The 19,022-nt window shown below is 66.3% G+C and carries 18 protein-coding genes and 1 pseudogene; 14 read left to right on the top strand and 5 right to left on the bottom strand.

Features of this window, described 5'->3' with window-relative positions:
- Nucleotide 1: 1 nt before the first annotated feature.
- Nucleotides 2–1,111 (bottom strand): tRNA preQ1(34) S-adenosylmethionine ribosyltransferase-isomerase QueA, encoded by a 1,110-nt coding sequence (queA, locus tag HFL01S_RS01250; RefSeq protein ID WP_066253483.1) that lies wholly within the window; start codon nt 1,109–1,111, stop codon nt 2–4.
- A gap of 69 nt (nt 1,112–1,180) precedes the next feature.
- On the opposite strand from queA, the gene recG reads away from it, so the two are divergent.
- Genes recG through ubiA form a run of 3 tightly spaced genes read left to right on the top strand, consistent with a single transcriptional unit; the run spans nt 1,181 to nt 5,164 of the window.
- Nucleotides 1,181–3,292, top strand: a complete 2,112-nt coding sequence (gene recG, locus HFL01S_RS01245) for an ATP-dependent DNA helicase RecG (RefSeq protein ID WP_066253481.1) — start codon at nt 1,181–1,183, stop codon at nt 3,290–3,292.
- Nucleotides 3,293–3,329: 37 nt separating this feature from the next.
- Nucleotides 3,330–4,289: a hydrogen peroxide-inducible genes activator gene (locus HFL01S_RS01240; RefSeq protein WP_066157265.1), complete on the top strand. Its 960-nt coding sequence runs from the start codon at nt 3,330–3,332 to the stop codon at nt 4,287–4,289.
- Nucleotides 4,286–5,164 carry a 4-hydroxybenzoate octaprenyltransferase gene (gene ubiA / locus HFL01S_RS01235; RefSeq protein ID WP_066253478.1) on the top strand — a complete coding sequence of 293 codons (879 nt, stop codon included), beginning with the start codon at nt 4,286–4,288 and terminating at the stop codon, nt 5,162–5,164. The genes HFL01S_RS01240 and ubiA overlap by 4 nt, the downstream gene beginning before the upstream one ends.
- Before the next feature lie 239 nt (nt 5,165–5,403).
- On the opposite strand, the gene HFL01S_RS01230 is transcribed toward ubiA, so the two are convergent.
- The 4 genes and pseudogenes from HFL01S_RS01230 to HFL01S_RS01215 all read right to left on the bottom strand — a co-directional run.
- Entirely contained in the window at nt 5,404–6,039 is a 636-nt protein-coding gene (locus HFL01S_RS01230) for a DUF2625 domain-containing protein (RefSeq protein ID WP_066253475.1), read from the bottom strand.
- A 266-nt stretch (nt 6,040–6,305) separates the two neighbouring features.
- Nucleotides 6,306–7,133 carry a pyrroline-5-carboxylate reductase gene (proC, locus tag HFL01S_RS01225; RefSeq protein ID WP_066253473.1) on the bottom strand — a complete coding sequence of 276 codons (828 nt, stop codon included), beginning with the start codon at nt 7,131–7,133 and terminating at the stop codon, nt 6,306–6,308.
- 29 nt (nt 7,134–7,162) lie between these two features.
- A complete protein-coding gene (gene glpK, locus HFL01S_RS01220; RefSeq protein WP_066253469.1) occupies nt 7,163–8,656 on the bottom strand; it encodes a glycerol kinase GlpK in 1,494 nt (497 codons plus the stop codon).
- 39 nt (nt 8,657–8,695) lie between these two features.
- Nucleotides 8,696–9,460: pseudogene (locus HFL01S_RS01215) on the bottom strand (DeoR/GlpR family DNA-binding transcription regulator); the annotation flags it as partial.
- 172 nt (nt 9,461–9,632) lie between these two features.
- Between HFL01S_RS01215 and HFL01S_RS01210 the strand changes: the two are divergent.
- The 11 genes from HFL01S_RS01210 to rpsN all read left to right on the top strand — a co-directional run bounded on the left by HFL01S_RS01210 (nt 9,633) and on the right by rpsN (nt 19,014).
- Nucleotides 9,633–10,712 carry an ABC transporter ATP-binding protein gene (locus tag HFL01S_RS01210; RefSeq protein WP_066253463.1) on the top strand — a complete coding sequence of 360 codons (1,080 nt, stop codon included), beginning with the start codon at nt 9,633–9,635 and terminating at the stop codon, nt 10,710–10,712.
- Nucleotide 10,713: 1 nt separating this feature from the next.
- Nucleotides 10,714–11,784, top strand: a complete 1,071-nt coding sequence (locus HFL01S_RS01205) for an ABC transporter ATP-binding protein (RefSeq protein ID WP_066253460.1) — start codon at nt 10,714–10,716, stop codon at nt 11,782–11,784.
- Nucleotides 11,781–12,671, top strand: a complete 891-nt coding sequence (locus tag HFL01S_RS01200) for a carbohydrate ABC transporter permease (protein ID WP_066253458.1) — start codon at nt 11,781–11,783, stop codon at nt 12,669–12,671. The genes HFL01S_RS01205 and HFL01S_RS01200 overlap by 4 nt, the downstream gene beginning before the upstream one ends.
- Nucleotides 12,668–13,480 carry a carbohydrate ABC transporter permease gene (locus HFL01S_RS01195; protein ID WP_066157245.1) on the top strand — a complete coding sequence of 271 codons (813 nt, stop codon included), beginning with the start codon at nt 12,668–12,670 and terminating at the stop codon, nt 13,478–13,480. The genes HFL01S_RS01200 and HFL01S_RS01195 overlap by 4 nt, the downstream gene beginning before the upstream one ends.
- Nucleotides 13,480–13,788, top strand: coding sequence for a DUF2160 domain-containing protein (locus HFL01S_RS01190; protein WP_066253454.1), 309 nt, complete (start codon nt 13,480–13,482; stop codon nt 13,786–13,788). The genes HFL01S_RS01195 and HFL01S_RS01190 overlap by 1 nt, the downstream gene beginning before the upstream one ends.
- A 98-nt stretch (nt 13,789–13,886) precedes the next feature.
- Nucleotides 13,887–15,620 (top strand): ABC transporter substrate-binding protein, encoded by a 1,734-nt coding sequence (locus HFL01S_RS01185; RefSeq protein ID WP_066253451.1) that lies wholly within the window; start codon nt 13,887–13,889, stop codon nt 15,618–15,620.
- Nucleotides 15,621–15,696: 76 nt separating this feature from the next.
- Entirely contained in the window at nt 15,697–17,268 is a 1,572-nt protein-coding gene (locus HFL01S_RS01180; RefSeq protein ID WP_066253449.1) for a glycerol-3-phosphate dehydrogenase/oxidase, read from the top strand.
- A 191-nt stretch (nt 17,269–17,459) separates the two neighbouring features.
- The gene (gene rplN / locus HFL01S_RS01175; protein WP_009514936.1) at nt 17,460–17,828 is read left to right on the top strand and encodes a 50S ribosomal protein L14; all 369 of its coding nucleotides are present in this window, start codon (nt 17,460–17,462) and stop codon (nt 17,826–17,828) included.
- 9 nt (nt 17,829–17,837) lie between these two features.
- Nucleotides 17,838–18,158, top strand: coding sequence for a 50S ribosomal protein L24 (gene rplX, locus HFL01S_RS01170; protein ID WP_066253447.1), 321 nt, complete (start codon nt 17,838–17,840; stop codon nt 18,156–18,158).
- 2 nt (nt 18,159–18,160) lie between these two features.
- A complete protein-coding gene (gene rplE / locus HFL01S_RS01165) occupies nt 18,161–18,700 on the top strand; it encodes a 50S ribosomal protein L5 (protein WP_066157723.1) in 540 nt (179 codons plus the stop codon).
- Nucleotides 18,701–18,708: 8 nt separating this feature from the next.
- A complete protein-coding gene (gene rpsN / locus HFL01S_RS01160; protein ID WP_066157231.1) occupies nt 18,709–19,014 on the top strand; it encodes a 30S ribosomal protein S14 in 306 nt (101 codons plus the stop codon).
- Nucleotides 19,015–19,022: the final 8 nt, after the last annotated feature.

The raw sequence follows: 19,022 nt of genomic DNA, 5'->3' as shown, positions 1-19,022 counted from the left end.
TTCAGGCGGTCGTTGACCGCGCGAGCAGCATCGCGTCGCCGTAGCTGAAGAAGCGGTAGCCCTGCGCCACCGCGTGGCGGTAGAGCGCCATCACATGGTCGTAGCCCGCGAAGGCGCTGACCAGCATCATCAGCGTGCTCTTGGGCAGGTGGAAGTTGGTGACCAGCACATCGACCACGCGGAAGTCGAAACCCGGCGTGATGAAGATGTTGGTGTCGCCCTGCAGCTCGCCGCTCTTCGTCCAGCTCTCCAGCGTGCGCACCGTGGTCGTGCCCACGGCCACCACGCGGCCGCCGCGCGCGCGGCAGTCTTCGATCGCCTGCACCGTGGCGGGCGGGATGGCGTAGCGTTCGTGGTGCATCACGTGCTCTTCGATGCGCTCGGTCTTCATGGGCGCGAAGGTGCCGGCGCCCACGTGCAGCGTGACGTTGGCGCGCCGCACACCATGCGCTTCGAGCGCGGCCAGCACGCCCTCGTCGAAGTGCAGCGCGGCGGTCGGCGCGGCCACGGCGCCGGGCACGCGCGCGAACACGGTCTGGTAGCGGCGCTCGTCCTCGGCGTCGTCGCCGTGCGTGATGTAGGGCGGCAGCGGCACATGGCCGTGGCGCGCCATCAGCGTGTGCGGGTCTTCGCCCGCCGGGCCTTCGAGCCGCAGGCGGAACAGCTGGCCCTGCTCGTCGGGCCAGCGGCCGATGAACACCGCGTCGAAGCCGCCGCCCTTGAGGCCGCCGGCCAGGTGCAGGCGCCCGCCGGGCAGGGGCTTCTTGCTCACGCGCAGGTGGCCGACGACCTCGTTGGCCGAGCCGTCCAGCGCCTCGTGCGGCAGCAGCACGCGCTCGATCAGCAGCTCCAGCTTGCCGCCGCTGGCCTTCTCGCCGAACAGGCGCGCCTTGACCACCTGGGTGTCGTTGAACACCAGCAGGTCGTCCGGCTGCAGCAGGCCGGGCAGCTCGCGGAAGATGCGGTCCACCGGCTGCTCGCCGGTGCCGTCGAGCAGGCGCGAGGCGCTGCGTTCGGCGGCCGGGTGCTGGGCGATCAGCGATTCGGGGAGGGAGAAATCGAAGTCGGCGACGGTGAAGGTGCGTGCCGACGAGGAGGAAGGTTCAGACATGCTGCTTGAGGGCCGGACGGGGCCCGTTCCAAGTGAAGGTATGGATGGAAGTACAGGCAGAATTGTCCCATGCCCGACGCCCTGTCCACCGCCCCGCGCAAGGAGCTATCTGCCCCGCAGAAGGCCATGCACAAGCTCGGCCTGGTGCGCGACATCGACCTCGCGCTGCATCTGCCGCTGCGCTACGAGGACGAGACCCGCATCGTCGCCCTGCACGACGCGCGCGACGGCGAGGTGGTGCAGGTCGAGGGCACGGTGACCAAGCAGGACATCCAGTACCGGCCGCGTCGCCAGCTGCTGGTCACGCTGGACGACGGCAGCGACACCTGCACCCTGCGCTTCTTCAGTTTCTATCCCTCGCACCAGAAGACCCTGGCGGTGGGCGCGCGGGTGCGCGTGCGCGGCGAGGTGCGCGGCGGCTTTATGGGCAAGACCATGATGCACCCCGCCTTCCACGCAGCTGGCGGCGAGTTGCCCGAGGCGCTGACCCCCGTCTACCCCACCAGTGCCCAGCTGCCCCAGGCCTACCTGCGCAAGGCCGTGGTGTCGGGCCTCAAGCGCGCCGACCTCAGCGAGACCCTGCCGCAGCCGGTGCTGGCCTCGCTGCAGGAGACGCTGCGGGGGCTGCGCGCGCCGCTGATGTCGCTGCGCCAGGCGCTGGAGTACCTGCACCACCCGGGCCCGGACGTGGCCATGGGCGCGCTGGAAGACCGCAGCCACCCGGCCTGGCAGCGGCTCAAGGCCGAAGAATTGTTGGCCCAGCAGCTGTCGCAGCTGCAGGCCAAGCGCGAGCGCGATGCGCTGCGCGCGCCATCGCTGCACACCTCGGCCGGTGGTCTGCACGAGCAACTGCTGGGCGTGCTGCCGTTCGCGCTGACGGCGGCCCAGCGCCGCGTCGGCGAAGAGATCGCGCGCGACCTGCAGCGCCAGGTGCCCATGCACCGGCTGCTGCAGGGCGACGTGGGTTCGGGCAAGACCGTGGTGGCCGCGCTGGCCGCCGCCATCGCCATCGACAGCGGCTGGCAGTGCGCGCTGATGGCGCCGACCGAGATCCTGGCCGAGCAGCACTTTGCCAAGCTGATCGGCTGGCTGGAACCGCTGCTCGAACCCCTGGGCAAACGCGTGGCCTGGCTCACCGGCAGCCAGAAGAAAAAACAGCGCACGGAGATGCTCGAACTCATCGCCAGCGGCGAGGCCGCGCTGGTGGTGGGCACGCACGCGGTGATCCAGGACCAGGTGCAGTTCAAAAACCTGGCCCTGGCCATCATCGACGAGCAGCACCGCTTCGGCGTGGCGCAGCGGCTGGCGCTGCGCAGCAAGATGGGTGGCCCCGAGCTGGGCGCGGGCGAACCGCACCTGCTCATGATGTCGGCCACGCCCATACCGCGCACCCTGGCCATGAGCTACTACGCCGACCTCGACGTCTCGACCATCGACGAGCTGCCGCCCGGCCGCACGCCCATCGTCACCAAGGTGGTGTCCGACAGCCGTCGGCACGAGGTGATCGAGCGCATCCGGGCGCAGGTGGCCGAGGGCCGGCAGGTGTACTGGGTCTGCCCGCTGATCGAGGAGAGCGAGGCCATCGATCTGTCCAACGCCACCGAGACCCACGCCGAACTCAGTCAGTTGCTCCCCGGCGTGCTGGTCGGCCTGCTGCATTCGCGCATGCCGGTGGCCGAGAAGAAGGCGGTGATGTCGCTGTTCAGCGGCGGCCACATGGGGGTGCTGGTCTCGACCACGGTGATCGAGGTCGGGGTGGACGTGCCCAACGCCTCGCTGATGGTGATCGAGCACGCCGAGCGCTTCGGCCTGTCGCAGCTGCACCAGCTGCGCGGCCGGGTGGGGCGCGGTGCGGCGGCCTCGGCCTGCGTGCTGCTCTACACACCCAATGAAGGCGGGCGCCTGGGCGAGACCGCGCGCGAACGGCTCAGGGCCATGGCCGAGACCAACGACGGCTTCGAGATCGCGCGCCGCGACCTGGAGATCCGCGGCCCCGGCGAGTTCCTCGGTGCCCGCCAGTCGGGCGCGCCGCTGCTGCGTTTTGCCGACCTGGCCACCGACACCCACCTGCTCGAATGGGCCCGCGAGGCGGCGGCGCAGATGCTTGTGAGATTTCCCGAAGCCGCCGAGCGGCATGTGGGGCGCTGGCTCGGCACCAAGGCCGAGTACCTGAAAGCCTGAATGGATTTCCTATCGATGTCGAGCGCAAAATAGCGCCATGACCCTGACGGAACTGAAATACATCGTGGCCGTGGCGCGCGAGAAGCACTTCGGCAAGGCCGCCGAGGCCTGTTTCGTGTCGCAGCCCACGCTGTCCGTGGCGATCAAGAAGCTCGAAGAAGAGCTGGAGCTCAAGATCTTCGAGCGCAACGCCAGCGAGATCGCGGTCACGCCGCTGGGCGAGCAGATCGTGCGCCAGGCGCAGACCGTGCTGGAGCAGGCCGCCGCGATCAAGGAGATCGCCAAGCGCGGCAAGGACCCGCTGGCCGGGCCGCTCAAGCTGGGCGTGATCTACACCATCGGTCCCTACCTGCTGCCTAACCTGGTGCGCCAGGTGATCGAGCGCACGCCGCAGATGCCGCTGATGCTGCAGGAGAACTTCACCGTCAAGCTGCTGGAACAGCTGCGCCTGGGCGAGATCGACTGCGCCATCCTGGCCGAGCCGTTCCCCGACACCAACCTCGCGATCGCGCCGCTGTACGACGAGCCCTTTATGGCCGCCGTGCCGGCCAGCCACCCGCTGGCCAAGCGCAAGGCCATCACCACCGACGAGATCAAGAACGAGACCATGCTGCTGCTGGGCACGGGGCACTGTTTCCGCGACCACGTGCTGGAGGTCTGCCCCGAGTTCGCGCGCTTCTCCAGCGACACCGAGGGCATCCGCAAGAGCTTCGAAGGCTCGTCGCTGGAGACCATCAAGCACATGGTGGCCGCCGGCATGGGCGTGACCCTGGTGCCGCGCCTGTCGGTGCCGCGCTCGGCGCTCGACGGCTCGGCCGACAACTCGCAGGACCTGGGCGACGCATCCTTCGTGCACTACCTGCCCTTCGACGGCGATCCGCCTACGCGGCGCGTGGTGCTGGCCTGGCGCCGCAGCTTCACGCGCTACGAGGCCATCGCCGAACTGCGCAACGCCGTTTATGCCTGCGAGTTGCCAGGCGTGAAAAGACTGTCATGAGTTCTGCTGCATTGCCCGAACCGAGCCCGTCCAAGCTGGCGCTCTACCTTGATCTGATCCGCTGGAACCGCCCCGCCGGCTGGCTGCTGCTGCTCTGGCCCTCGCTCTCGGCATTGTGGATCGCCGCCCAGGGCTTTCCGGGCTGGCACCTGCTGGTGGTGTTCGTGCTGGGCACCATCCTCATGCGCAGCGCCGGCTGCTGCGTCAACGACGTGGCCGACCGCGAGTTCGACAAACACGTCAAGCGCACCGCGCAGCGCCCCGTGACCAGTGGGCGCGTGGGCGTGAAGGAGGCGCTGGCGGTCGGTGGCGTGCTGGCCTTCGCCGCCTTCCTGCTGGTGCTGACCACCAACACTGCGACCATCGCCTGGTCGGTGCTCGGCCTGGTGCTGTCGCTGATCTATCCGTACGCCAAACGCCACGTCTCCATGCCGCAGGCGGTGCTGGGCGTGGCCTTCAGCTTCGGCATCCCGATGGCCTTTGCTGCGGTGACGGAGAGCGTGCCCTGGCAGGCCTGGGCGCTGATGGCGGGCAACCTGTTCTGGGTGTTGGCCTACGACACCGAGTACGCGATGGTCGATCGCGACGATGACCTGAAGATCGGCATGAAGACCTCGGCCATCACGCTGGGCGATGCCGACGTGCCGGCCGTGACGGCGTTTTACCTGGTGTTCCTGGGTGTTTGGACAGCCGTGCTCTGGGGCCAGGTGAACCCGCTGGTCTGGGGCGCCATGCTGGTGGTGGCGCTGGCCCAGGTGGCCTGGCACTGGAGGCTGATCAAGGACCGCACGCGCGACGGCTGCTTCAAGGCCTTTCGCCAGAACCACTGGCTGGGGTTCACGGTGTTTGTGGGGGTTGTGGTCGGGTTGGTTTGATCGCTGGGGGTTTGGAGCGGGGCGCTGCTTCAGCCTGCGCAAGCGGTGCGCTCTGCTCCGCGGCTGTCCTCCGGCCGGCTGCGCCGTCCTCCCCCTTTATGCCGCTGCGCAGAGCGCACCGCTTGCGCGAGCAGGGTAGGACTGTTTGGGGCGGCTTTGTGACGCTTTTCTGCTGGGAATGGACTCTGTTCAACCGGCGACGGGCGCTCAACTTTTGACATGAGAGTGGGGCGTTTGTTTCACTGCGCACCTGCGTCTGCATTGAACGCGTACTGCTCGGCAACACTGATTAGCTTGCGCGAGCTCGAACCGACCGAACCTTGCGCGGTCCAGAGAAACGGGTAGAAGTTGAAGCACTGGTCACCCTTTGCTTGCTCGGCTTCGACCTCCCACTGTGGCCATCGGAAGCCTTCGTAGAAGACGGCCAGCCTGTCGCTAAGTGCCCAAGCAAGAAAGTCTGAGTACCCGAGTCCCAGTGGTTCCCACCTCAACGTGTCCGGCGCCCAGTAGTACATGGAACCATGATCCTCACCAAGAGCGCCACCGTTTATGGAGAAGAAACCCCCAATCACATCATCTGCAACGAGTAGATGACCAGAGGATCTATTGGCTTTCCAGTCGACGATGTTTCGTAGCAGTTTTGGATGACCAGATCCGAGGATTCTCAGCCAGCCATGGTCTATCAAGATCCCGCCGGTCTCATAGGCGATTGCTCCCATTGGGGATCGAGTTGAGACTTGAAGGCCGGTCAGAACATCACCACGCGCTTCTGATGGTTTGAGTACCTCAACTGGCCAGGCACTTTGAGCGATCCAGTGCAGAACTAGCGGCATCGCCGGTTCTTCACGGTTTACTAGTTCTTCGAGGGTTCTCACATACGCCTCACTTGTGATTTATCCCGCAAAACGGCGGATAGCACTTTTGGTGCTCATTGAACAAAGTCGCATACCGTCTCAAAAAATTTTTTGAAATCAACCAATGGCTTCAAGCTGATCACTAGGCGAACGTGCATAACAGATTCGACAAACCTGACCGAGCCCGCACCACACCTCAATGAGATCGCGGGCCATAGCAAGCACCAATCACTGCAACTGGGACAGCCGCGGAGCAGAGCACACCGCATCCGCAAGCTGAGCAGAGATTACTTGCCGAACTCCGCGCCCAGTTCGGCGGCGCGGGTCTGCGCTGCGACCAGGGCCTGCTCGAACAGCGCCTTCATGTCCGAAGCCTCCATCGAGGTGATGGCCGCGTAGGTCGTGCCGCCCTTGGATGTGACGCGCTCGCGCAGGGTCTGCAGCGGGTCGTCTGAGCGCTGGGCCAGGGTGGATGCGCCGATGAAAGTGCCGATGGCGAGTTGCTGCGCCACCTCGGGCGCCAGGCCCATGCGGGCGCCTGCGTCGCGCATGGCTTCGAGGAAATAGAACACGTAGGCCGGACCGGAGCCCGAGAGCGCGGTCACGGCGTCGAGGTCGCTCTCCACGTTCACCCACACCAGCTCCCCCGTGGTGCGCACCACGCGCTCGACCAGGGCCTTGTCGTCGGCGCTCACGGCGGCGCGCGCCATCAGGCCGGTCATGCCCAGGCCGACCAGCGCGGGGGTGTTGGGCATGGCGCGCACGATGCGCTCGGTGCCGAGCCAGGTGGCGATGCTCTCGCTGGTGATGCCGGCGGCCACGCTCAGGTGCAGCGCACCGTCGACGAAGTGGCGGGCGGCCGAGGCCGCGTCCTTGAAGGTCTGCGGCTTGACGGCCCAGACCACCAGGTCGGACGGCTTCAGCTCGGCGCTGGCGGCGGGCAGCACGGCCATGCCGGGGAACTGTTGCGCCAGCTTCGCACGCTGCTCGTCCCAGGGCTCGACCACCTGCAGGCACGCAGCCGGGTGGCCCTGGCGGACCAGGCCGCCGATGATGGCGCTGGCCATGTTGCCGCCGCCGATGAAGGTGATGAGGGGGTGGGTGGACGTGTTCATGCCGCCATTGTCCCCGAGGCGTTGAGCGCTCAGGGCGCGGTGGTCTGCCTCACCGCGTGTTCCCACTCGGCCATCTTTTCCGCCGCCCGCTCGCGCGAGAGCGTCGGGTGGAACACGCGCTCGGCGCGCCACTGTTTCGACAGTTCGTCCAGCCCGGCGTACACCCCGCACTGCAGGCCTGCGAGGTAGGCGGCGCCCAGCGCGGTGGTCTCGATCACGGCCGGCCGCACCACGGGAATGCCCAGCAGGTCGGCCTGGATCTGCATCAGCAGGTCGTTGACGCAGGCGCCGCCGTCCACGCGCAGTTCGGCCACCGGCACGCCGCCGCTGGCCACCGCGTCGCGGCTCATGGCGTCGAGCAGGGCGGCGCTCTGGAAGGCGATGCTCTCCAGCGCGGCGCGCGCGATGTGGGCGATGGTGCTGCCACGTGTGAGGCCGACGATGGCGCCGCGGCTCTCGGGCTGCCAGTAGGGCGCGCCCAGGCCGGTGAAGGCCGGCACCATGATCACGCCGCCGGCGTCGGGCACGCTTTCGGCCAGCGCCTGCACCTCGCTGCTGGAGGGGATGGCGCGCAGGCCGTCGCGCAGCCACTGCACCACGGCGCCGCCGATGAAGACGCTGCCCTCGAACGCATATTGGGGAGGGCCGGGCAGCTGCGCGGCGGCGGTGGTGATCAGGCCGTTCTGGCTGGTCTGGAAGCGCTCGCCGTTGTGCATCAGCATGAAGCAGCCGGTGCCGTAGGTGTTCTTGGCCATGCCGGCCGAGAAGCAGGCCTGGCCGAACAGCGCGCTCTGCTGGTCACCGGCCACGCCGCCGATCACCAATCGGCCGCCCAGCCATTCGGGCCGCACCTCGCCGAAGTGGGCGCTGGAGGGCAGGGCAGTCGGCATCATGGCCGCCGGGATGGTCATGGCCGCCAGCAGCTCTTCATCCCAGCGCTGGGTGTGCACGTTGAACAGCATGGTGCGTGCGGCGTTGCTGTGGTCGGTCACGTGGGCCGCGCCGCCGGTGAGCTGCCAGATCAGCCAGCTGTCGACGGTGCCGAAGGCCAGTTCGCCGGCCTCGGCCTGCGCGCGTGCGCCGGGCACGTGGTCCAGGATCCACTGCAGCTTGGTGCCCGAGAAGTAGGCGTCGATGCGCAGGCCGGTCTTCTGCAGCACCGTGTCTGACAGGCCGTGCTCGCGCAGCGCGGCGCAGGTGCTTTCCGCGCGGCGGTCCTGCCAGACGATGGCGTTGTAGACCGGCTCGCCCGTCTTGCGGTTCCAGACCACCGTGGTCTCGCGCTGGTTGGTGATGCCCACGGCGCGGATGTCGGCGGCCTTCAGACCGGCCTTGGCCAGTGCCTCGCGTGCGGTCTCCAGCTGCGTGCTCCAGAGGTCGCGCGGGTCGTGTTCGACCCAGCCGGGTTGCGGGTAGATCTGGCGGAACTCGCGCTGCGCCATCGCGACCACATGGCCGTCCTGGTCGAAAACGATGCTGCGCGAACTGGAGGTGCCCTGGTCCAGGGCCAGCAGGTAACTCATGGTGTGTCTCGTCTCTGGTCTCTTGTCTGGTCGAAAGGGTCAGCTGGCCTCGCGCCCGGCTACCACGCATTCCACGTCGCCCTGGGTCAGCAGCGTGTCGAAGGGCGGTGGCGGCGGTTCGTCGGTGAACAGCACGTCCACCTCGTCCAGCCGCGCCAGTTCCACCATCGCCGGGCGGTTGAACTTGCTGTGGTCGGCCGCCAGCCAGACCTCGCGCGACTGGCCAATGATGGTGCGCGCGACCTTCACCTCGCGGTAGTCGAAGTCGCGCAGCGTGCCGTCGGCCTCGATGCCGCTGATGCCGATCAGGCCGATGTCGACCTTGAACTGGCGCATGAAGTCCACCGTGGCCTCGCCCACGATGCCCTGGTCGGCGCCGCGCACCTGGCCGCCGGCCACGATCACCTCGCAGCTGGGGTTGGCGCTCAGCAGGCCTGCCACGTGCAGGTTGTTGGTGATCACACGCAGGCCCTGGTGCTGCATTAGTTCGCGCGCCACGGCCTCGATGGTGGTGCCGATGTTCAGGATCAGCGAGCAGCCGTTGGGCACGCGCTGGGCGATGGACCTGGCGATGCGGGTCTTGGCCTCGGACTCCATGGCCTGGCGCTGCCGGTAGGCGATGTTTTCGGTGGTCGAGCCGGGCAGGCGCACGCCGCCGTGAAAGCGCGAGAGCAGGCCGGCTTCGGCCAGTCGCTGCACGTCGCGGCGCACGGTCTGCAGGGTGACGCCAAAGCGCTCGGCCAGGGCTTCGATGGTCTGCGGGCCGTGGGTGCGCACCACGTCCAGCAGGTGGGTGTGTCGGGGGGGCCAGGTTCATGGACAGCGTGCGGTCGGGGATCGTGGTGCTCCGAACATAACGGAAAAGGATATTCGGCCGTTAAGGGTAAATACCGAATCAAGAAGAACAAAAACGAACAATAGAATCCGCCAAACGAAAATAAAACAACAGGCCTGCGGGCCTCCTTCTGGACATCGAATGCAGCTATCCCTGGAGCAGGTGGGCAAGACGGTCGGGCCTTCGGTCCACCTCCACCCCATGAGTCTGAATCCGGCGCCGGACGCCGTCACGGTGCTGCTGGGCGCCACGCAGGCGGGCAAGACCAGCCTGATGCGCGTCATGGCCGGCCTGGACGTGCCGACCAGCGGGCGCGTGGTGGTGGACGGGCGCGATGTCACCGGCACGCCGGTGCGCGAGCGCAATGTGGCCATGGTCTACCAGCAGTTCATCAATTACCCGTCGATGACGGTGTTCGACAACATTGCCTCGCCGCTCAAGCTCGGCGGCCGGCCCCGCGCCGAGATCGAGCGGCGCGTGCGCGAACTGGCGGCGCGGCTGCACATCGAGGTGTTTCTTGACCGCCTGCCGGCCGAGCTCTCGGGCGGTCAGCAGCAGCGCGTGGCGCTGGCGCGCGCGCTGGCCAAGAACGCCCCCCTGATGCTGCTGGACGAGCCGCTGGTGAACCTGGACTACAAGCTGCGCGAGGAGCTGCGCGAAGAACTGACCCAGCTGTTCGCTGCCGGTGACTCCACCGTGGTCTACGCCACCACCGAGCCGGGCGAGGCCCTGCTGCTGGGCGGCTACACGGCGGTGATGGACGCAGGCGAGCTGCTGCAGTACGGCCCCACGGCCGAGGTGTTCCACCGGCCGAAGTCGCTGCGCGTGGCGCGCGCCTTCAGCGATCCTCCCATGAACCTGCTGGCCGCCGACGTGGCCGAGGGTGGTGCGCAGCTCAGAGGCGGTCCGCTGCTGGCGGTTGCGCTGCCTCAGCACGCCACCCGCGCGCTGACCCTGGGCATCCGCGCCAGCGCCGTGCGCGTGGCGCCGCGCCCAGGCGACGTGGCCCTGCCCGGCCAGGTCGAGCTGGCGGAAATCTCCGGCTCCGACACCTTCGTGCACGTGCACACGGCGGTCGGAGAGATCGTGGCCCAGCTCACCGGCGTGCACGACTTTGCCCTGGGCAGTGCGATCACCCTGCACGTGAACCCGGCGCAGGTGTACGCCTTCGACCAGTCCGGCGACCTGCTGGTGGCGCCGCAACGCGCGAAGGGAGTCTGAGATGGCCCGCATCGACCTCGACCTCGCCCACTCCTACCGGCCGAACCCGAAGGAAGACAGCGACTACGCGCTGCTGCCGCTGAAGATGAGCTTCGAGGACGGCGGCGCCTACGCGCTGCTCGGTCCCTCGGGCTGCGGCAAGACGACCATGCTCAACATCATTTCGGGCCTGCTGGTGCCGTCTCACGGCACAGTCAAGTTTGACGGCCAGGACATGACGCGCGCCACGCCGCAGGAGCGCAACATCGCCCAGGTGTTCCAGCTCCCGGTCATCTACGACACCATGACCGTGGCGGAGAACCTGGCCTTTCCGCTGAAGAACCGCAAGGTGCCGGCCGACCAGATCAAGACCCGTGTCGGCCAGATCGCCGAGATGCTGGAGATGAGCCACCAGCTGGACATGCGCGCGGCCGGCCTTTCTGCCGACCAGAAGCAGAAGATCTCGCTCGGCCGCGGCCTGGTCCGGCCCGACGTGTCGGCGGTGCTGTTCGACGAGCCGCTGACAGTGATCGACCCGCACCTGAAGTGGCAGCTGCGGCGCAAGCTCAAGCAGATCCACCACGAACTCAAGCTCACGCTGATCTACGTCACCCACGACCAGGTGGAGGCCCTGACCTTCGCCGACCAGGTGGTGGTGATGACGCGCGGCAAGGTGGTGCAGCTGGGCACGCCCGACGCGCTGTTCGAGCGCCCCGCGCACACCTTCGTCGGCCACTTCATCGGCTCGCCTGGCATGAACTTCCTGGACGCGCAGGCTGCGGGCGGGCAGCTGCAGCTCGGCGGCCGGCAGCTGGCGGCGCCGCAGGCACTGCCCGAGGGCGCGCTGCGCCTGGGCATCCGCCCCGAGTACCTGGCGCTGGCACCCGCTGGGGCCGCGGCCACGCTGCCCGCGACGGTGCAGAAAGTGCAGGACATCGGCACCTACTTCCTGGTCACGCTGGACGCGGCCGGTCAGACCCTCAAGGCCCGCCTGGCGCCGGATGCGACCCTGCCAGCTGTGGGCGATCAGGTCGGCGTGCAGGTGCTGGGTGAACACACCTGTTTCTACAAAAACGAGGAGCTGGTGGCATGAGCACCACGACCAAACCCGTCAACCAGAAAGCCTGGTTCCTGATCCTGCCCGTCTTCATCTGCGTGGCCTTCTCCGCCATCCTGCCGCTGATGACCGTGGTGAACTACTCGGTGCAGGACATCATCTCGCCCGAGCGCCGCGTCTTCGTGGGCACCGAGTGGTTCGCCAGCGTCATGCGCGACGAGGACCTGCACGCCGCGCTGTGGAACCAGATGAAGTTCTCCATGGCGGTGCTGGCGGTCGAGATCCCGCTGGGCATCGCACTCGCGCTGGCCATGCCAGCCCAGGGCTGGAAGGCCTCGGCCACGCTGGTGATCGTCGCGCTCTCGCTGCTGATTCCCTGGAACGTGGTGGGCACCATTTGGCAGATCTTCGGCCGCGCCGACATCGGCCTGCTCGGCCACACGCTGGAGCAGATGGGCATCGAATACAGCTACACCGGCGACGCGACCCACGCATGGCTGACCGTGCTGCTGATGGACGTGTGGCACTGGACGCCGCTGGTGGCGCTGCTGGCCTACGCCGGGCTGCGCTCCATCCCCGACGCGTACTACCAGGCCGCGCGTATCGACGGTGCCAGCAAGTTCGCCGTGTTCCGCTACATCCAGCTGCCCAAGATGCGCGGTGTGCTGATGATCGCGGTGCTGCTGCGCTTCATGGACTCCTTCATGATCTACACCGAGCCCTTCGTGCTCACTGGTGGCGGCCCCGGCAACGCCACCACCTTCCTCAGCCAGTACCTGACGCAGAAGGCGGTCGGCCAGTTCGACCTCGGCCCCGCCGCCGCGTTCTCCCTGATCTATTTCCTCATCATCCTGCTGTTCTGCTTCGTGCTCTACAACTGGATGCAGAGCCTCGGCCAGGCCGAGAAAGAGGTGCAATCGTGAACGAGCGTCGATTCAAGAAGAGGACGCTGTTCCTCATTGCCTACCTGGTGTTCGCGCTGTTGCCCATCTACTGGATGGTCAACATGAGCTTCAAGACCAACCAGGAAATCCTCAGCAGCTTCAGCCTCTGGCCGCAGGCGTTCACCTGGGACAACTACAAGCTCATCTTCACCGACGAGAGCTGGTACTCGGGCTACATCAACAGCCTGATCTATGTGTGCATCAACACCGTGATCTCGCTGACCGTGGCGCTGCCGGCGGCCTACGCGTTCAGCCGCTACAGCTTCCTGGGCGACAAGCACGTCTTCTTCTGGCTGCTGACCAACCGCATGACGCCGCCGGCGGTGTTCCTGCTGCCCTTCTTCCAGCTCTACACCACGGTGGGGCTGATGGACACGCACATCGCGGTGGCGCTGGCGCACCTGCTGTTCAACGTGCCGCTGGCGGTGTGGATTCTCGAAGGCTTCATGTCGGGCATCCCGCGCGAGATCGACGAGACCGCCTACATCGACGGCTACAGCTTCCCGCGCTTTTTCATCACCATCTTCCTGCCGCTGATCAAGGCGGGTGTGGGCGTGGCGGCGTTCTTCTGCTTCATGTTCAGCTGGGTGGAATTGCTGATGGCGCGCACGCTGACCAGCGTCAACGCCAAGCCCATCGTGGCCACCATGACGCGCACGGTCAGTGCCAGCGGCATGGACTGGGCCACGCTGGCCGCGGCGGGTGTGCTGACCATCGTGCCGGGGGCGATCGTGATCTGGTTCGTCCGGCACTACATCGCCAAGGGCTTCGCCATGGGGAGGGTGTGATGTTCGAGTGGATGGCATGGACCACGCCGGTGGCCGTCTTTTTTACCTGCATCGTGCTGATGCTGATCGGCATGACCGTGTGGGAGATCAAGTCACCCACGACGATGCGCAAGGGCTTCCTGCCGATGGCCACCACGCGCGGCGACCGGCTCTTCATCGGCCTGCTGCTGGCGGCCTACATCAACCTGGTCTTCGTCGGCGCGGCCGAGTGGATGGCCGAGCTGATGTCGCTGGAGGAGGAGCCCAGTGTGTGGATCAGCTTCGTGCTGTCCATGCTGGCCCTGGCGCTGGTGATGCGCAAGGGCTGAACCGTTTCGAGGGAATACGGCCCGGCGCTGCCCCGGGGCCGTGGTCACCCAGAGCCATGAGGGGCAGCGTTCATATCAACCCGAGAGAAGGAGACACGATGAAATTGCGATACAACGCGCTCGCGCTGGCCGCGCTCTGCGCCCTGGGCAGCCACGCGGCCTGGGCCGACGAGGCCGCTGCGAAGAAATGGATCGACAGCGAGTTCCAGCCATCCACACTCAGCAAGGACCAGCAGGCCGCCGAACTGAAGTGGTTCATCGACGCCGCCAAGAAGCTGCAGGGCAAGGGCGTGAAAGAAATCTCGGTGGTCTCCGAGACCATCACCACCCACGAGTACGAGTCCAAGACGCTCGCCAAGGCCTTTGAAGAGATCACCGGCATCAAGGTCAAGCACGACCTGATCCAGGAAGGCGACGTGGTCGAGAAGCTGCAGACCTCGATGCAGTCGGGCAAGTCCATCTACGACGGCTGGATCAGCGACTCCGACCTGATCGGCACCCACTACCGCTACGGCAAGGTGCTGAACCTGACCGACTACATGAGCGGCGCGGGCAAGGAATGGACCAACCCCGGCATCGACATCAAGGACTTCATCGGCACCAAGTTCACCACCGCACCCGACGGCAAGCTCTACCAGCTGCCCGACCAGCAGTTCGCCAACCTCTACTGGTTCCGCGCCGACCTCTTCGAGCGCAAGGACCTGAAGGACAAGTTCAAGGCCAAGTACGGCTACGACCTGGGCGTGCCGCTGAACTGGTCGGCCTATGAGGACATCGCCGAGTTCTTCACCAACGACGTCAAGACCATCGACGGCAAGGCGATCTACGGCCACATGGACTACGGCAAGAAGGACCCGTCGCTGGGCTGGCGCTTCACCGACGCCTGGCTGTCCATGGCCGGTACCGCCGACATCGGCGCGCCCAACGGCCTGCCGATCGACGAGTGGGGCATCCGCGTGGCGGCCGACAAGTGCACGCCGGTGGGCGCCTCGGTCGAGCGTGGTGGCGCCACCAACTCGCCCGCGGCCGTCTACGCGCTGACCAAGTACGTCGACTGGATGAAGAAGTACGCGCCCAAGGAAGCCACCGGCATGACCTTCGGCGAAGCCGGCCCGGTGCCCGCGCAAGGCCAGATCGCCCAGCAGATCTTCTGGTACACGGCCTTCACCGCCGACATGACCAAGCCGGGCCTGCCGGTGGTCAACGCCGACGGCACGCCGAAGTGGCGCATGGCGCCCGGCCCCAACGGCCCGTACTGGAAGCAGGGCATGCAGAACGGCTACCAGGACGTGGGCAGCTGGACCTTCTTCAAGGACCACGACGCCAACAAGACGGCCGCCGCCTGGCTCTACGCCCAGTTCGTGACCGCCAAGACCACTTCGCTCAAGAAGACCATCGTGGGCCTGACGCCGATCCGCGAGTCCGACATCCAGAGCAAGGCCATGACGGACATGGCGCCCAAGCTGGGTGGTCTGGTCGAGTTCTACCGCAGCCCGGCCCGCGTGGCATGGTCGCCCACCGGCACCAACGTGCCCGACTACCCCAAGCTGGCCCAGCTGTGGCGGAAGAACGTGGCGCAGGCTGTCACGGGTGAGAAGACCCCGCAGGGTGCGATGGACAACCTGGCCAAGGAGATGGACGAGGTGCTGGCCCGTCTTGAGCGTGCCGGCATGGCCCAGTGCCCGCCCAAGCTGAACAAGAAGGAAAGCGCCGACAAGTGGCTCTCCGACAAGTCGGCGCCCTGGAAGAAACTGGCCAACGAGAAGCCGAAGGGCGAAACCATCAACTACCAGACCCTGCTGGACGCCTGGAAGGCCGGCAAGGTGCGTTGATCGGCTGTTGTCTTCCGGTCTGATGTGAAACCTCCGCACGCACCCCTTGCGGGTGTGTGCGGTCACCAACTGATTCATGAATCCCGCAGAACGTCTTCAGTCCCTGGCCCGACAACCCCGGTTTGACCTGGTGGTGGTGGGCGGGGGGGGCACCGGTCTGGGTGTGGCGCTGGACGCGGCGCTGCGCGGTTTCTCCGTCGCCCTGTTCGAGTCGCACGACTTCGCAGGCGGCACATCGTCGCGCTCCACCAAGCTGCTGCATGGCGGCGTGCGCTACCTCGCGCAGGGCAACGTGGCCCTGGTGCGCGAGGCGCTGGCGGAGCGGGCCACGGTGCTGCGCATCGCGCCGCACCTGGCGCAGCCGCTGCCGTTCGTGATGCCTTCATACGCCTGGTGGCAGACGCCCTTCTACGGCGCCGGACTCAAGCTGTACGACCTGATGGCAGGCCGCGCCGGCCTCGGGCGCACGGAATTCCTCAGCCGGGCGCAGACCCTGCAGGCTCTGCCCGGCGTCAATCCCGAAGGGCTCAAGGGCGGTGTGCAGTACTGGGACGGCCAGTTTGACGACGCCCGGCTGGCGCTGGCGCTGGCACGAACCGCCCAGAACGCCGGGGCGCAGCTGTTTAACTACGCCGAGGTGGAGGCACTGGAGCGGACGGAGTCCGGTTTCTCCGTGACCGTCCGCGACCGCCTGTCCGGGCACTCCCGGCGGGTCGAGGCGGGGTGCGTGATCAACGCCACCGGGGTCTGGGTCGACGCCCTGCGGGCTCGCGCCGGGGCACCGGGTGGCACGGGCACCGACCGCATGGTCAGCCCCAGCCAGGGGGTGCACGTGGTCGTGGACCGCGAATTCCTGAACGGCCATCACGCCCTGCTGGTGCCCAAAACGCGCGATGGCCGGGTGCTGTTCGCCGTGCCCTGGCTGGGCAAGCTGGTGCTGGGCACGACCGACACCCCCCGCCAGGACCTGCCGCGCGAACCGCAGCCGTTTGCCGAAGAGCTGGACTTCATCCTGGGCGAAGCGGCCCATGTGCTTCGCCGTCCGGTGCAACGGCACGACATCCGCAGTGTCTGGGTCGGGCTGCGCCCTCTGGTGGCGCCACCCAAGGACGACGGAGGTGGGACCAAGGTGCTGTCGCGGGAACACACCATCGTGGTGGAGTCCAGCGGGCTGCTGACGGTCACCGGCGGCAAATGGACCACCTACCGGGCCATGGCGGAGGATGTCATGGAGCGCTGTTTTGCTGCGGGTCTATTGCCTCGGAAGCAAGGAGGTCAAACCGAGCGCCAAACGCTGGACGGTGCGCCCCCCGCGAACCACGCGGTGGTACCGCTGCACGCTGGCCCCGGTCTGCACCTGTACGGCCGACATGCCGATGAGGTGCAAGCCTGCTCCGGTGCGGATCAAGTCCTGGGGTTGGGGCTCACCGAGGCCATGGTGCGGTATGCCGTCAGAAGTGAGTATGCGCACACTGTTGAAGATGTGCTTGCCCGCCGATGGCGAGCCTTGTTCCTGGATGCCCGCGCCGCCGCCGCCATGGCGCCGCGTGTGGCAGAGATCCTGGCAGAGGAGGGCTGTGACCGGCCCTCGCTGGCGGACTTCGAGTCACTTTGCGCCAGCTACTTGCCTCCAGCCTTGGTGGCCTGAGGTCAGTTTTGACTGAAGAACAGTTGACAGGCTGATTTGGTAGTGCAATAATCCGCGGCTTCGCTGTAAAAGGCGAAGCTTTCTGCCCAGCGACGCAGGCCATCCTTCTGGGGTGGTTGGCTACGACGGGCCCAAGACTGATCACTTCCAGCCGTGGTGGCCGGAAGGATTCAAGTTGGGACTTAAATCAAATGATCCAAACGCAATCTCGACTCGATGTTGCTGACAACACGGGTGCCAAGTCCGTGATGTGCATCAAGGTGCTCGGTGGTTCCAAGCGCCGGTACGCCAGCGTGGGCGATGTCATCAAAGTCAGCATCAAGGAAGCAGCGCCCCGTGGCCGCGTCAAAAAAGGCGAGGTTTACAACGCTGTGGTGGTTCGCACCGCCAAGGGCATCCGTCGCCAGGATGGCGCCCTGATCAAATTCGACGGCAACGCCGCCGTGCTGCTCAACGCCAAGCTGGAGCCGATCGGCACCCGCATCTTCGGCCCGGTCACGCGTGAACTGCGTACCGAGAAGTTCATGAAGATCGTGTCCCTGGCCCCCGAGGTTCTCTGAGGATTCACCATGAACAAGATTCGTAAGGGCGACGAAGTCATCGTCATCGCCGGGCGCGACAAGGGCAAGCGCGGCAAGGTGCTTGAGCGCGCTTCCGACGACCGCGTGGTCGTTGAGGGCGTCAACATCGTCAAGAAGCATGCCAAGCCCAACCCCATGAAGGGTGTGACGGGCGGCATTGTCGACAAGACCATGTCCATCCACCAGTCCAATGTGGCCATTTTCAATGGCGCTACGGGCAAGGCTGACCGCGTGGGCATCAAGCAACTGGCAGACGGCAACAAGGTGCGCGTCTTCAAGTCCAGCGGCGAAGAAATCAAGGTGGCATGAGCATGACACGCTTTCAAGAAATCTACCGCGACAAGGTTGCGCCCGAGCTGACCCAGAAGTTCGGCTACAAGTCTCCGATGCAGGTTCCCCGCATCACCAAGATCACCCTGAACATGGGCGTGAGCGAGGCGGTGGCCGACAAGAAGATCATGGACAACGCCGTTGGCGACCTGACTAAGATCGCTGGCCAGAAGCCTGTGGTGACCAAGGCCAAGAAAGCCATTGCTGGCTTCAAGATCCGCGAGCAGCAGCCCATCGGTTGCATGGTGACCCTGCGCGGCGCCCGCATGTACGAATTCCTGGACCGTTTCGTCACTGTGGCCCTGCCGCGCGTGCGCGACTTCCGCGGTATTTCGGGCAAGGCATTTGACGGCCGTGGCAACTACAACATCGGTGTCAAAGAGCAGATCATCTTCCCCGAGATCGAGTACGACAAGGTCGATGCCCTGCGCGGCCTGAACATCAGCATCACGACAACCGCCAAGACCGACGAAGAGTGCAAGGCACTGCTGGCTGGTTTCCGTTTCCCGTTCAAGAACTGAGGTGGCGCGTGGCTAAACAAGCACTACTCCAACGTGAACTCAAGCGCGAAAAGCTCGCAGCCAAGTTCGCCAAGAAATACGCCGAACTGAAGGCGACCGCCAACGACGCCAAGCAAAGCGACGAAGCGCGCGATGCCGCCCGTCTGGCGCTGCAGAAGCTGCCCCGCAACGCCAATCCGACCCGTCAGCGCAACCGCTGCGAGATCACCGGTCGTCCGCGTGGCACGTTTGCCTACTTCGGCCTGGCCCGTGCCAAGGTCCGCGAGATGGCCTTTGCCGGCGAGATCCCCGGCATCACCAAAGCCAGCTGGTAAGCCCTAGG

Source organism: Hydrogenophaga flava NBRC 102514 (assembly GCF_001571145.1).
Classification (GTDB): Bacteria; Pseudomonadota; Gammaproteobacteria; order Burkholderiales; family Burkholderiaceae_C; genus Hydrogenophaga; species Hydrogenophaga flava.
Note: the sequence above shows the minus strand (reverse complement) of the source record. Positions and strands in the feature narration are given on the sequence as shown.

Bases quoted from the DNA above. Each gene is read 5' to 3' on its own strand.
- queA (WP_066253483.1), bottom strand. From the start codon at position 1,111: ATGTCTGAACCTTCCTCCTCGTCGGCACGCACCTTCACCGTCGCCGAC.
- recG (WP_066253481.1), top strand. From the start codon at position 1,181: ATGCCCGACGCCCTGTCCACCGCCCCGCGCAAGGAGCTATCTGCCCCG.
- HFL01S_RS01240 (WP_066157265.1), top strand. From the start codon at position 3,330: ATGACCCTGACGGAACTGAAATACATCGTGGCCGTGGCGCGCGAGAAG.
- ubiA (WP_066253478.1), top strand. From the start codon at position 4,286: ATGAGTTCTGCTGCATTGCCCGAACCGAGCCCGTCCAAGCTGGCGCTC.
- proC (WP_066253473.1), bottom strand. From the start codon at position 7,133: ATGAACACGTCCACCCACCCCCTCATCACCTTCATCGGCGGCGGCAAC.
- glpK (WP_066253469.1), bottom strand. From the start codon at position 8,656: ATGAGTTACCTGCTGGCCCTGGACCAGGGCACCTCCAGTTCGCGCAGC.
- HFL01S_RS01210 (WP_066253463.1), top strand. From the start codon at position 9,633: ATGCAGCTATCCCTGGAGCAGGTGGGCAAGACGGTCGGGCCTTCGGTC.
- HFL01S_RS01205 (WP_066253460.1), top strand. From the start codon at position 10,714: ATGGCCCGCATCGACCTCGACCTCGCCCACTCCTACCGGCCGAACCCG.
- HFL01S_RS01200 (WP_066253458.1), top strand. From the start codon at position 11,781: ATGAGCACCACGACCAAACCCGTCAACCAGAAAGCCTGGTTCCTGATC.
- HFL01S_RS01190 (WP_066253454.1), top strand. From the start codon at position 13,480: ATGTTCGAGTGGATGGCATGGACCACGCCGGTGGCCGTCTTTTTTACC.
- HFL01S_RS01185 (WP_066253451.1), top strand. From the start codon at position 13,887: ATGAAATTGCGATACAACGCGCTCGCGCTGGCCGCGCTCTGCGCCCTG.
- HFL01S_RS01180 (WP_066253449.1), top strand. From the start codon at position 15,697: ATGAATCCCGCAGAACGTCTTCAGTCCCTGGCCCGACAACCCCGGTTT.
- rplN (WP_009514936.1), top strand. From the start codon at position 17,460: ATGATCCAAACGCAATCTCGACTCGATGTTGCTGACAACACGGGTGCC.
- rplX (WP_066253447.1), top strand. From the start codon at position 17,838: ATGAACAAGATTCGTAAGGGCGACGAAGTCATCGTCATCGCCGGGCGC.
- rplE (WP_066157723.1), top strand. From the start codon at position 18,161: ATGACACGCTTTCAAGAAATCTACCGCGACAAGGTTGCGCCCGAGCTG.